Source organism: Microbulbifer maximicatervae (SeqCode) (assembly GCF_052468155.1).
In genome coordinates this window covers 3521320-3533926 of the sequence record NZ_CP174335.1, presented here as the reverse complement: position 1 = coordinate 3533926, position 12607 = coordinate 3521320, and the positions used below count along the sequence as shown (strand labels likewise).

Sequence of the window (12607 nt, the reverse complement as noted above, 5' to 3'; positions counted from 1 at the left end):
ACCAGTGAAGTAGTGACTGTCCTTCTTATGCCTGATTCCACCCACAACAAACAGCCAAAGCGCGTCATCGTCGGTATGTCCGGCGGTGTGGATTCCTCTGTAGCCGCACACCTGCTGATCCAGCAGGGCTATCAAGTGGAAGGCCTGTTTATGAAAAACTGGGATGAAGACGACGGCACAGAATACTGTACCGCTAAGGCGGACCTGGCGGATGCCCAGGCAGTTTGTAAGAAGTTGGGCATCAAGTTGCACACCGCCAATTTTGCTGCCGAGTACTGGGATCACGTATTCGAGTACTTCCTGGCAGAGTATAAAGCCGGGCGCACTCCCAACCCGGACATCCTGTGTAACCGGGAAATCAAATTTAAGGTCTTTCTTGAGTACGCCGAAGTGCTGGGTGCCGATGCAATAGCCACCGGGCACTATACCCGTCGCCGCGATATCGATGGCCGCACCTATTTATTGAAGGGCCTCGACGGCAACAAAGACCAGAGCTACTTCCTGCACGCGGTGGGAGAAGCCGAATTTGCCCGCTCGCTCTTTCCCTTAGGGGAGCTGGAGAAGCCCGAGGTTCGCCGTATCGCTGAAGAAAACGGCTTTATCACCCACAACAAGAAAGACAGCACCGGCATCTGCTTTATCGGCGAGCGCCGCTTCAAGGATTTCCTCGAGCAGTACCTGCCCGCCCAGCCCGGCGACATGGAAACCCCAGAAGGTGAAGTCATGGGGCGCCACGCGGGCCTGATGTACCACACCATTGGCCAGCGCCAGGGGCTCGGTATTGGTGGCGTCAAGGGTGCAGGCGAACAGCCCTGGTATGTTGTCGGAAAAAACCTGGAGCGCAATGTCTTGGTTGTGGCCCAGGGTGCACACCACCCCCTGCTTTATGCAACGGGGCTGGAAGCAACACAAACCCATTGGATTAATGGCGCAGCACCGGACAAAACTTTCCGCTGCCAGGCCAAGACCCGCTATCGCCAACCAGATCAGGATTGCACCGTGCACCTGCAGGACAATGGCGATTTGGTTATAGAGTTCGACGAGCCACAACGCGCAATCACACCGGGACAATCTCTGGTACTGTACGATGGAGAAACCTGTCTCGGTGGTGCGGTGATCGAGAAAGCCACGGGAGTTGGCGTCGCAGTACCGGAAAAATACAAGAAAGATTAAGGAGTAATTTTGAATAACTGGCGGGATCAGGCACTGGCACTGGCAGGAATATTCCAATCCGCAACACTGGTGGAGCGCCTGGCCAAAACAGGCTCTGCACCGCAGGAACAGCTGGAAACCGGGGTATATAGCCTCTTCCAACTAAACCCTGATCGCACTGAAGATATATTCGCCGGTGCAGACAAGCTGCTGCCCGGCTTAAAAGTATCGCAGCAAATACTAAAGACCCGGCAACACCCGGAATATACCGACGGTCTACGCTACGCCCTCTCGGTGATCTACCTGCAGCGACAACTCAGCAAGAATAATGACCTGCTATCAATCATTGGCAGCCGATTGGATAAGGCCAAGACTCAAGCAGAGCACTTCGAGCTGACTCACGAGAATGTATTTTCCAACCTCGCCAGCATCTACAGCGATACGCTAGGTACCTTCCGCTTCCGGATTCAAGTACTGGGTGACTTCAATTACTTGCAACAGCAGCGTATTGCCAATCAAATTCGCTCCATGCTATTTGCCGGCATCCGCTCGGCAACCCTATGGCGACAGCTGGGTGGGCGTCGCCTGCACCTTCTGTTCCAGCGCAAAAAGCTTTTGAATGCGACCAACGAATTGATCGCACATATCGAATCTATAGAACACTAATCCCGGAGATTTACTATGACAGTTGAGCTTTCCGCACTCACAGCGGTATCCCCTATTGATGGTCGCTACGAGAGCAAGACTGCCCCCCTGCGTGAAATTTTCAGTGAATACGGCCTGATCCGCGCCCGCGTTGAAGTGGAAGTACGCTGGCTGCAAAAACTTTCCGCACATAAAGAGATCGCCGAAGTTGAGCAGTTCGACGAAGCTGCCAACAAGCTGCTCGACAGCATTGTGGCCGACTTCTCCCTGGAAGATGCTGAGCGCATCAAGGAAATCGAGCGCACCACCAACCACGATGTAAAAGCGGTTGAATACTTCCTCAAGGATAAAATCAGCAGCAATGCCCAGCTGGCAAAAGTGAGTGAATTCGTACACTTTGCCTGCACCTCTGAGGACATCAATAACCTGTCCCACGCCCTGATGCTTCGCGCCGGCCGCGACAACGTCATGTTGCCTGCGATGGAAGCCCTGATTGACGCTATCGTAGGCCTGGCCCAGGACTTTGCCGACGTACCCATGCTGTCCCGTACTCACGGCCAGACAGCCAGCCCGTCTACTGTTGGTAAAGAACTTGCCAACGTGGCCGCGCGCCTACGCCGCCAGGTAGCCCAGATTAAAGCGGTACCGCTGCTGGGTAAAATTAACGGTGCGGTAGGTAATTACAACGCTCACCTGTCCGCCTATCCCAATATTGATTGGGAGCAAAATGCTGAAGAATTCATTTCTTCTCTGGGCCTTAGCTGGAACCCCTACACCACCCAGATCGAACCGCACGACTACATTGCTGAGCTGTTCGACGCTGTTGCCCGCTTTAACACCATCCTGATCGATTTTGACCGCGATGTATGGGGCTATATCTCCCTGGGTTACTTCAAGCAAAAAGTCGTAGCCGGTGAAGTTGGCTCCTCCACTATGCCGCACAAAGTTAACCCCATTGACTTCGAAAACTCCGAAGGGAACCTGGGTATCGCCAACGCCGTATTCCAGCACCTGGCCGCCAAACTTCCAGTATCCCGCTGGCAGCGCGACCTGACAGACTCCACCGTGCTGCGCAATATGGGGGTGGGTGCGGGCTACTCTGCCATTGCCTATGCCGCCACCATGAAAGGCCTGGGCAAGCTGGAAATCAACCGCGAGCGCCTGGCGGAAGACCTGGATAATTCATGGGAAGTATTGGCAGAGCCGATCCAAACGGTTATGCGTCGCTACAACATTGAAGAGCCTTACGAAAAACTGAAGGCCCTTACCCGTGGCCAGGGCATCACCCGTGAAACCCTGAAAGTATTTATCGAGAACCTGGAGATTCCCGCAGAGGCCAAAAGCGATCTGCTGGAAATGACTCCGGCATCCTATATCGGTAACGCAGTGGAACAGGCTCGCAAAATTTAACCGAGCCCAGCTACCAGCCGCACCCAGTGCGGCTGGTCATCTTTTAAAAAATACAAAAGTACGCTGGATAGTTTCCGAACCTCAGAATATCCAGATACAAACCCCAGCCTTCTGACAGTGAGAGTTACCGTGGCCAGCCCCCTTACCCATCTTGGCGACATGCCCATCGAAGTTTTTATGCGTGACTATTGGCAGCAGAAACCCCTGCTGATACGCAATGCTTTCGCCAACTTTGAATCACCCATCTCGGGTGAAGAACTCGCAGGTATGGCCCTGGAGGAAGCGGTCGAGTCTCGCTTGGTATTGGAAAATGGTGAAAGCGGCCCCTGGGAGCTGCGCACAGGTCCATTCACTGAAGAAGATTTTCTCTCCCTCCCTAAAACCCACTGGACCCTGCTGGTACAAGCTGTCGATCAGTGGATGTCAGAAATTGCTGAACTAAAAGATTTCTTCCGCTTTATCCCCGACTGGCGTCTGGATGATGTGATGATCAGTTACGCCGCCGATAAGGGCAGCGTTGGCCCCCACTACGATCACTACGATGTGTTTCTTCTCCAAGCCGAAGGCAAACGCTTGTGGCAGCAAGGCCCCAAAGTGGATGAAAGCAATCCCCGCCTGGAAGGAACGCCCCTCAATATCCTGAAAGAATTCGAAGCAGAAAATAGCTGGGTACTAGAGCCCGGCGATATGCTCTACTTGCCGCCCCAATACAGCCATTGGGGAATAGCCGAAGGTGGGTGCACCACGATCTCTATTGGTTTCCGCGCCCCTTCCGCCGCAGCGATCCTCGAAGATCTCGCCGCTGAAGTTGCTATGGATTTGCCGGACAGCCAGCGTTACACCGATGCCCGTGCTGAAGTGGCGAAAAACCCAGCGGAAATTGACCCCGCCTCTGTTGTCCGCCTGCAACAACAACTCGGCGAATGGCTGCAGCAGCCGGCGAAAATCGCCCAGTGGTTTGGCGCGATTATGACCGAAGCGAAATACCCGGATACTATCGCCCTGGACGCTGACGACGCTGCAGACTGGCGCGAACAAATGCCCCAGGGAGCACAACTGGTTTTAAATCCCGCTTCCCGCACCGCCTTTTGCCGCGAGCCAGCCACTTTATTTGTTGATGGTGAAGCCTTCCCCTGCCCCCTGGCATTTGCCGAGCAGTTTGCTGAATCCCATGAAATATCCTGGGATGATATCGAAGCCTTCCCGGAAATTGCCGAAGACAGCGGCATTCTCGATCAGCTGGTTGCACAGGGCACCCTGATCTACCCTCCTGAGGATTTCTGAGATGCCAGTAGCTATACGCCTAGCCGATTGGGACACTGACCGGGACGCAATTCGCTCAATACGCGAGGCCGTTTTTGTGCAGGAACAACAGGTACCCGTAGACCTGGAATGGGATGATCAAGAGGAGACATCCCAGCACTTCCTCGCCTACCGCGAAACAACACCGGTTGCCACCGGGCGCCTCACCCAAGGCGGAAAAATTGGTCGTATGGCTGTACAGAAATCTTCACGCGGATGCGGCATCGGGGCCCGGCTATTGCAGGCCATCTGTGAGCGGGCGAAGGAACAAAACTTTCAGCAAGTCCATTTACATGCACAGCAACATGCTGAGGGGTTTTACTTGCAGGCTGGGTTTGAGGTGGAAGGCGACGTGTTTTACGAAGCGGGAATTCCCCATATCAAAATGGTGCGCAGCCTGATTTGACCATTTTGAGGCCTGCCACCAGCAACCATATGGCAGGCCCGGCCCCACCTCAACTCTCTACTGGGGCATAGCGTTTCTCGACAAAGTGAGCCAAAGGCGCTATCCCCAACACATACACTATCCAAAGCCCGAGCCCCCAATAGGGATTGAAAAGGGTCAACAAGCACGCCAGGATACTGGTACACAACATCACCATGCTGACTACTAGTACACGGTGCGCGGATACGTTCGTTCGATTCGCAGCGACACACCACATACCCGCAATTGCTATAGCGGCCACCGCATAGCTTGCTGACAATAAGACTACTGACCAAACCTGGTCTGGATACTCCCCCATCAAACTTGATGGAAAGGGAATAAACGCCACCGCCCCCAATAGCAAAAAGTTAAAACTGGTAAAGGCAACCGATTTAAATTGATGGTCCGACATCAGATGATTGTGGGTAAGCCACAGCCGGCAGAGAATTGCAAAGCTCAGTATCCAGGAAAAAAAATGGGGCAACTGCTGAAGAATATTGCTGTGGAAATCCTCGCCCGGCTTTATATCCTCCAGATCGGGAATCTGGATATTAAAAACCAACAGCGTCATAGCAATGGCAAAAACGCCATCACTGACGGCATTAATACGGCTAGCCAAGAAAGACTTTCGACGCATGGGCCACCATCGATTGCCAAGGTTGCATACTCATTAAAGCCCAGTCCCGAAGCAAGATCTCACCTCTAGTTTCAATATGCCAACAGCGTTCACACCACTCACATCCCTTCCACCTGATAACGAGCCACGGAATGTTTCTATTGAGGAGATGAAATCATATGGTAACGACTTTGTAAGTGTATTCTTTTAAACAAAGAGTCTATTGAAGCTCCTCAATACGGCACCGCCTAGCAAATAGCATTCAACTTCAACAGCCGTTGGCGATACTTTGATCAAACCTAGCTGCTCGATCGATTTCAATCCTGCTTACTATCAACTACTTGTGTTCGGGCTACGGCTCCTAATTGCTCTAAGATCTATCTAATGCGACTTGTTTCATATCCATTTAAAACCCTAGCGCTTTATCCCTATTGGCTGCTGCAATCATAAGCAGGAGCTGAGGAGTGAAGCCCAAGGCCGAGACGTGGCAATAGACACCGATAAAGAAAAGCCTATGGGGCAGAAACACTTCCGCTACGCGTCTTGGACAGTTGCAGTCATATTTTTCAGCGCCAGCGTAACCAACTCAATCCTATTTGCCCTACTATCACCTAGCCTCACTCAAGAACTCAATCTCAACCATCAAAGCTTAGGGATGCTGGGAGGATATTACTTTGTCGCCTATTCTATTGGTCAACTGACACTTGGCTCACTATTGGGCCCTATAAGTCCACGGTATTTACTGAGTATCTCAGCCGCCCTCGCCGCTAGCGGCTGTGTAATTTTTGCCAGCGGTCATTCTTTCGGAACAGCCCTTACAGGGCAGCTCTTAGTCGCACTTGGATTATCCAGTAGCTTCTTGGGAGTTATCTATGTTATCGGACGGGATTTACCTAATAAGTTTTCACTGATGGCCGCTGTTAGCCAAGGACTAGCTAATTTCGCAGCAGCTTCACTCTCATTATTTATCGGTTTGTTAGATACCGAAGTCTCATTCCGGGAGCCCTACTTCATCGCAGCGATATTTTTTATTTGCCTTGCTGTGCTGCTATTTATTTTAATTGGCAGCAATCAAAACTCTTCCCATGAACTCTCTGCCAAAAAAGCCACTCAATTTGACAAGCTAAATTCATGCTTCAAATCAAGAGCTTTTTGGCTGGCCCTCACCTTCTATTCCTGCCTTTTCGGCGTAATTATCGCCTACTCTGATTTATGGAATATACAGTTCCAAGTTGATTTTTTTCGTGAAACATCCAGAGAAAGTGCCCTACTCAATGCGATGATTTCAACGGGTATCATTATCGGCAGCTTTATTGTCGGTGCTTGGTCTCATTATCGGGGAGATTATGTAATTCCAGCGAGAACTTTTAGTTTCCTCTCAATTATTGCTGTCACAGCTTTACTGAGTATTCACTTGTCGGACTCCTGGACTTTGACAGCAAATTTTCTCTTAGGATTTGGCCTCAGCAGCTCAATTCTATCTCTCTCGATAGTACAATCTGAACTTCCTGAAAAGGCGCACGCCATTGCCTCTGCCCTTATTGTAACTGGGGGCTTTGTTTTAGGAGGGGTAATTCAAACCCTCATAGGGCTCTCACTTGATCAAGATATAGAGTTCGCTTATATCCGCTCCCTCAGCGATTTATTAGCCAGACTTTTTGATTTTGCTCCACAACCAACACAGCAATTCTACAATTACCAAGCGGGATTTCAGCTAATCGGGATTATCGTCATCGTAGGCTGCATCAGCAGCCTACTTTTGAGCAGCAAAAAGCTAGTCAAGAAACGTGGTCCTAAAATCGGAAGTTCGTAGTGCTAAGCCTGCGATTCGACGTCCTAAATGTACGGCTGTAAGTCGATCCAACTCATGAATTTCACCAGCTCCCTCAGCGACAGCTACCAAGCCCGACTGACAACCACTCCGGTTTCTACCCAGGGAATCTTGACTCGGTAGAATACCCAGGGGAACCCACAACATGCCCATTTGTGCAGCAAAGACCTGTAGAGTCCTGATGGTACCTAGCTGATCACCGCTAAAATTACTACCAACAGTAAATCCTGCAGCTAACTTATCCAGCCAGCACCGATCTCCATAGCGCTCACTTGCTGCATCCATAAATGCTTTGAATTGAGCGGAGACAGTACCCATAAAGGTCGGCGAACCCATTACTATGGTTTCACATTGATCCAACTGAGCTAATAATGACTGATCTTCATAACGTCCGTGAAGAATGCTCTCTCCCTGAATCTCAAGGGCAACACCAATACACTTCTCTAGCGTGTTAACCCCCTCCACCACGGACTCCGCAAGAACTTTACTGCAACCAGATACAGAATGGTAAACAACCCCTACCCTCTTCATATGACTCGCTCCGCTATGCCGTCTGACTCAAATATCCGGCCTAACCTTTGATCAATTTCTCTGCCATCCGGTACTTCTATCCCAAAGATATCCAGTAAAGTAGCCCGAAGCTCATCAACATCCGCTAACATGACAACACTCTTGGAGCCTAAAAGTGGTTGATAGCTTAACTGTCTATTGAAAAGTGTATGCCGCCCCTCTGGGAAAGACCGAGCAACAATCAAGTGCTCTACAAACCTGGATTCCGGGTGCGTTGAGCAATACCAACTACCAATTTTATAATCGCCATGAGTTTTAGGTTTCAAGTCAAAGCTGTACATAGGTTGCCAACCACTATCGGTTGTAACCTCTAACAGGTACTCATCATCTATTAAAGTAAAGCGGTAAACACCGTGCGGTGTGCTCTGACGATCACTGGAGTCTATATTTAGTGGCGCAGTCAAAGTGTTACTGCCGAATCCCGCATCAATCAGAAAGCGTGCGCCCTCAAGCTCCACCATCAGAATCATATGCGACTGAGCGGGTTGATGCCCTATCGGAATTTGCCACAGTATCCGTGCGGCGAGGTTCGTAACTTTAAAACCGATTTGCCCTAACACTGCCCCTAATAAGGCATTTTGCTCGTAACAATAACCTCCACGTTTTTGTTGTACCAACTTGGCCTCAATAGATTCCAACTCAATATCCACGGGGCTTCCCAAAAATGAAGTGACGTTCTCGAATGGAATCGTACGGACGTGCTGGGTCAACAACTGCTGTAGACACTGCAAGTTAGCACCCGGGGCTCCATCAAAATTAATACGGTCTAAATATTGCTGCAAGTTAATACCAGGGGTACCCATCTCGATTGTCTCCTCAAAATCCGGGCTCATAAACAATAGACGGGAGCTTAATACCTAAACCTAACTTGAGGTCAATAGCTTTTTTTCATCTTCTACACTGCTTATCAATCAGAAGTTAATCAAAGCCAAAGCTCAGGAAGACCCCTAGCCAGCGTAATCTTCAATTTTGCTAAACAATTAGGTAGCGACTAAGTGGAAATACTGTTTTTGGGGACATCATCAGGCACTCCGACCAAGCAGAGGAGTGTTTCTGGTATTGGGCTAATAGAAAGCCTGGGAAAGAACTGGTATTTGATCGACTGTGGGGAAGGTACCCAGCAGCAGATTCTACATACAAACTTATCACTAAATAGGCTAAGTGCAATCTTTATCACCCATAAGCATGGCGATCACTGCTACGGACTCCCTGGTCTACTTGGTAGCTCCGGAATGCAACGAAGAACAGCACCACTGACACTTATTGCCCCTCGAGCCGTTTATGAGTGGCTTCTATCAACTCAAAGAATCACCGAACTCTATTTCCCATTTGCGCTCGGCTTCATTCCTGTAGAAGATCTACCCCAAGTAGACATCGGGCAATTCACTATTGACACTGCACAACTTTCTCACAGGGTTCCTTCCTATGCATATAGTTTTACTGAAAGAAATATTGAGGTTACTCTTGATACGCAGAGACTAATTTCTGCTGGTATCCCCAAAGGGCCCCTATGGGGAAAACTAAAGGCCGGTATCGATGTCATCCATCAAGGTGAGACATACGCTGCAACCGACTTCATTCTGAAGCCAAGGTCTCCACGAAAAGTAACAATTTGCGGGGATAATGATAACCCGCAGTTATTAAATGATACCTGTATTAATAGCAGCGTTTTAGTGCACGAATCAACCTATGCAAAAAAAATGGCTGTAAAAGCAAGGCATGTGGGGCATAGCTACTCCACCCAAGTAGCTTCATTTGCAGAAAGTCTTTCAATACCTAACTTAGTTCTCACCCACTTTAGTACACGCTATCAAAAAGATATCGATGCAGATTGCTCAATTGAGACGATCAGAAACGAAGCTCAGTCCGTATATAAAGGGCAGCTGTATTTAGCCGAAGACTTCATGAACCTTAAGCTAGAAAAATCTGGGAATCTCATTCAAAAAAATTAGCCACCCATACACTAGGACAGCTAGCTAGCACTAGCTGACTCCCTCGGATGTAGTCGCACACTTGTTTCTTACCTAGATAGTAGAACGATTAAGTGAACTACACATAAATAAAGATGAAACGAATTAGTTTGCGCAAACTTTACACATCTTATTGACAAAGAGAACTGCCAGATTTGATGGCATTGCCCAAACGTCAAAACAAAGTCTTAGCTAAAACCGACCCAGTTAATCCTACTCATTCATCATCCAAACCAATATCACTTTGCCAAATTAATGGCCCATCTATTTGCATTTGGTTATCACCCGCTGAATCACTATTAAGCATCATCTGAGAATTCTGTGACATCATCGACGAGGTTGTACCGACCTTTAGCGCATATACATTATGAGTATTTCCGTGCACAAATAAGATAGATCCATCTTCACTAAGTGCTGGGGTAGCGCTAATTGTCTCGCTTTCCGGCAACTGATAACTCCAAACTTCATCACCACTATTTGTATCTAGACCAAATACAGAGCCATTATAAGTGACAACATAGAGGACACTTCCATCGTCATTAAGTACAGGACCCGCGATCACTCCATCTGCCATTTCATTCTTCCACTTTGTAGTTTTATCAGCTCCCAATGCAACAACACTCCCACCAGAAGCATTGTTTGTACCCACATAAATGGATCCACCAAAAGTTGCAGCTTTATTCATCACTATTCCGAGGTTTTCCAAAGTCCAATCTAGATCACCACTGGGTGTGAATCGATAATAATTATTATCAAAAGCTCCCAAAAATACCGTTCCATTTTCGGTAACAGTTAACGAGGCGCTAATTGCATCTTCAACTTGATCTATGGGGGACTCATCCCATTGGTTCTCAGGTACAGAAATCGAAACGGAAACTTCAACCTCTTTACTAGCACTACCACTTGGTCCCTTAGCTGAAATCATATACGTTGTAGCGAACTGAGGAGCAACACGCGCGGTCCCTTCATTAGACAACTGACTAAAAGACAAATCATTTGCATCGTTACTCAAAGAAATAGAAGTGGCCCCAGTAACAGACCAGCTCAATCCAACACTATCACCCGCCCGCGAAACTTGTTCTGGCAAGGCTGTGAAAAAATCAATATTTATTGCGGGATAACTGTTCATATCAAATGGATCACTACCAACTGCGATTTCTTCTAAATCGTAAATCCCATCAAAGTCTGAATCAATTTGAGAAGGGCCACAGCCCAAGCTATTTGCCTGCTCTTGAAGCTTGGTAAATGAACAGTGATCTTCAAAGTTTGCAATACCATCCTCATCAAAGTCTGCCGCGATTGAAATAACACTACGAGATATAAGGACATCAGACTTAAATAGGCTGGCTTCGACATCTACCCAATAATCACCAATAGAATGAGCTAATTCACATTTACCGACACCAGTTGTGGTGTCAAAACTACAGGCGGCATCATTACTCGCCACAGAGACTGTCAATAAGGCGCCATCTAAATCCGGACCAGAACTAGCCCTCAATCTTAGTGACGGTTTATCTGTACTAACTAATGACTTATGAACTGGAGATTCAAAAAATAATCCATCCTCGATCGCATTTTCTATGGGTTCAGGCACTTCAGGCATCTGATCGGAAGAGGCAAGAAGCATATTTATTGCCGGTAATATCTGAAGAAACTCATCTACATTAGATATACCATCCCCGTCACTATCTAGCTGAATAGGGCTACATCCATCTAAATCTGCGGCTAGTGGATCTAGTGTTCCTGAACATTTATCTTCGTGGTTTGGGATCTTGTCATTATCTTCATCTACGGCTATGGAGATCTCAATCTCATCTAGAAGGTCACTGCCATCAAACAACCAGACTTGTATAGATTGCCAGCCGTCAGAAAGGCTAATCGCCAAAGAGCAAAAAGCCATACTCAAATCTTCATCGATCAAACAGTTGCTTTCAGGTAAGCCATTTCTGCCAATTCTTAGACGGAGATCAGACAGACCTTGGGTATTCTCCAGCTTTATACTGAAATCCGGAAAACGGCTGGCCACTAATGAGTTATCTAGTGGAGAGTCGAATAGCATGGCTGGCTTTGACTCAGCCATCACTATAGACGCTAAGGTTAACCAAAGAATAGAAATTAAGATTCGCAACACCTTTACACTCCACAGCCAGATTAAAAACAGACACAGATCGGTCATTTCAATTTACAACCATAGATAATTATAATTTTTTTAAGATGACAGCGTTATAACATAAAGATAGAAACCGGGATCCCAAACACCACACCCACGTTTCGAGGGAAAGATACACAAAAAAATGAAAACCCTCTAAAAATCAAAAAAACAAATCGGCCACCAAGGCAATGACACATTAAAGAGAATATTTATCCCTCCGGAATAAAAACTTCCACTCACCACAAAGCACCAATAAACAACACTCAAGGAAAGCTAAATAAGATACCTTCAAAACCCCGAAAGGTAAACTTACAATCTCTCACCACCCCAATAATTCACAACTGTCAATTGAGAAGATTTTTATTAAATCTTCCATTACAACCTATTAACCCATACGAACTAAGACTTATTTAAACCATCTAAACTTCTGACCAATTTATCTCCCCCCATATAAAAAATTATACTCATAAAGAATATAGAGGTAACACCTTAATCTGCAACCTGCAAACTCACCCTTAAAATTTCTGAGATATAT

Annotated in this window: 11 protein-coding genes; 7 read left to right on the top strand and 4 right to left on the bottom strand. The window is 47.7% G+C overall.

The window, feature by feature from the left end; all coding sequences use genetic code 11:
* Window positions 1-27 precede the first annotated feature (27 nt).
* From mnmA to ACJJIY_RS15090, 5 genes are all read left to right on the top strand, one after another.
* The gene (gene mnmA, locus ACJJIY_RS15110) at window positions 28-1173 is read left to right on the top strand and encodes a tRNA 2-thiouridine(34) synthase MnmA (protein WP_445358220.1); all 1146 of its coding nucleotides are present in this window, start codon (window positions 28-30) and stop codon (window positions 1171-1173) included.
* A 6-nt stretch (window positions 1174-1179) separates the two neighbouring features.
* Window positions 1180-1818, top strand: a complete 639-nt coding sequence (gene hflD, locus ACJJIY_RS15105) for a high frequency lysogenization protein HflD (RefSeq protein ID WP_413665869.1) — start codon at window positions 1180-1182, stop codon at window positions 1816-1818.
* Between the two features lie 15 nt (window positions 1819-1833).
* Window positions 1834-3207 (top strand): adenylosuccinate lyase, encoded by a 1374-nt coding sequence (purB, locus tag ACJJIY_RS15100; RefSeq protein WP_413662229.1) that lies wholly within the window; start codon window positions 1834-1836, stop codon window positions 3205-3207.
* Window positions 3208-3336: 129 nt separating this feature from the next.
* Window positions 3337-4491 carry a JmjC domain-containing protein gene (locus tag ACJJIY_RS15095; RefSeq protein WP_445358219.1) on the top strand — a complete coding sequence of 385 codons (1155 nt, stop codon included), beginning with the start codon at window positions 3337-3339 and terminating at the stop codon, window positions 4489-4491.
* 1 nt (window position 4492) lies between these two features.
* Window positions 4493-4915 carry a GNAT family N-acetyltransferase gene (locus ACJJIY_RS15090; protein WP_445358218.1) on the top strand — a complete coding sequence of 141 codons (423 nt, stop codon included), beginning with the start codon at window positions 4493-4495 and terminating at the stop codon, window positions 4913-4915.
* Window positions 4916-4964: 49 nt separating this feature from the next.
* On the opposite strand, the gene ACJJIY_RS15085 is transcribed toward ACJJIY_RS15090, so the two are convergent.
* A complete protein-coding gene (locus ACJJIY_RS15085) occupies window positions 4965-5570 on the bottom strand; it encodes a TMEM175 family protein (RefSeq protein WP_445358217.1) in 606 nt (201 codons plus the stop codon).
* 463 nt (window positions 5571-6033) lie between these two features.
* Between ACJJIY_RS15085 and ACJJIY_RS15080 the strand changes: the two genes are divergently transcribed.
* Complete coding sequence (locus ACJJIY_RS15080; RefSeq protein ID WP_445358216.1) at window positions 6034-7362, top strand: MFS transporter; 1329 nt, start codon at window positions 6034-6036, stop codon at window positions 7360-7362.
* Here ACJJIY_RS15080 and ACJJIY_RS15075 read toward each other — a convergent pair.
* Window positions 7324-7911, bottom strand: a complete 588-nt coding sequence (locus tag ACJJIY_RS15075) for a flavodoxin family protein (RefSeq protein WP_445358215.1) — start codon at window positions 7909-7911, stop codon at window positions 7324-7326. The two genes, ACJJIY_RS15080 and ACJJIY_RS15075, sit on opposite strands and share 39 nt — an antisense overlap.
* The gene (locus tag ACJJIY_RS15070; protein ID WP_445358214.1) at window positions 7908-8753 is read right to left on the bottom strand and encodes an arylamine N-acetyltransferase family protein; all 846 of its coding nucleotides are present in this window, start codon (window positions 8751-8753) and stop codon (window positions 7908-7910) included. The genes ACJJIY_RS15075 and ACJJIY_RS15070 overlap by 4 nt, the downstream gene beginning before the upstream one ends.
* A 192-nt stretch (window positions 8754-8945) precedes the next feature.
* Here ACJJIY_RS15070 and ACJJIY_RS15065 point away from each other — a divergent pair, with 192 nt between their 5' ends.
* The gene (locus tag ACJJIY_RS15065; protein ID WP_445358213.1) at window positions 8946-9902 is read left to right on the top strand and encodes an MBL fold metallo-hydrolase; all 957 of its coding nucleotides are present in this window, start codon (window positions 8946-8948) and stop codon (window positions 9900-9902) included.
* Window positions 9903-10137: 235 nt separating this feature from the next.
* On the opposite strand, the gene ACJJIY_RS15060 is transcribed toward ACJJIY_RS15065, so the two are convergent.
* Complete coding sequence (locus tag ACJJIY_RS15060; RefSeq protein WP_445358212.1) at window positions 10138-12051, bottom strand: BamB-related PQQ repeat family beta-propellar protein; 1914 nt, start codon at window positions 12049-12051, stop codon at window positions 10138-10140.
* Window positions 12052-12607 lie beyond the last annotated feature (556 nt).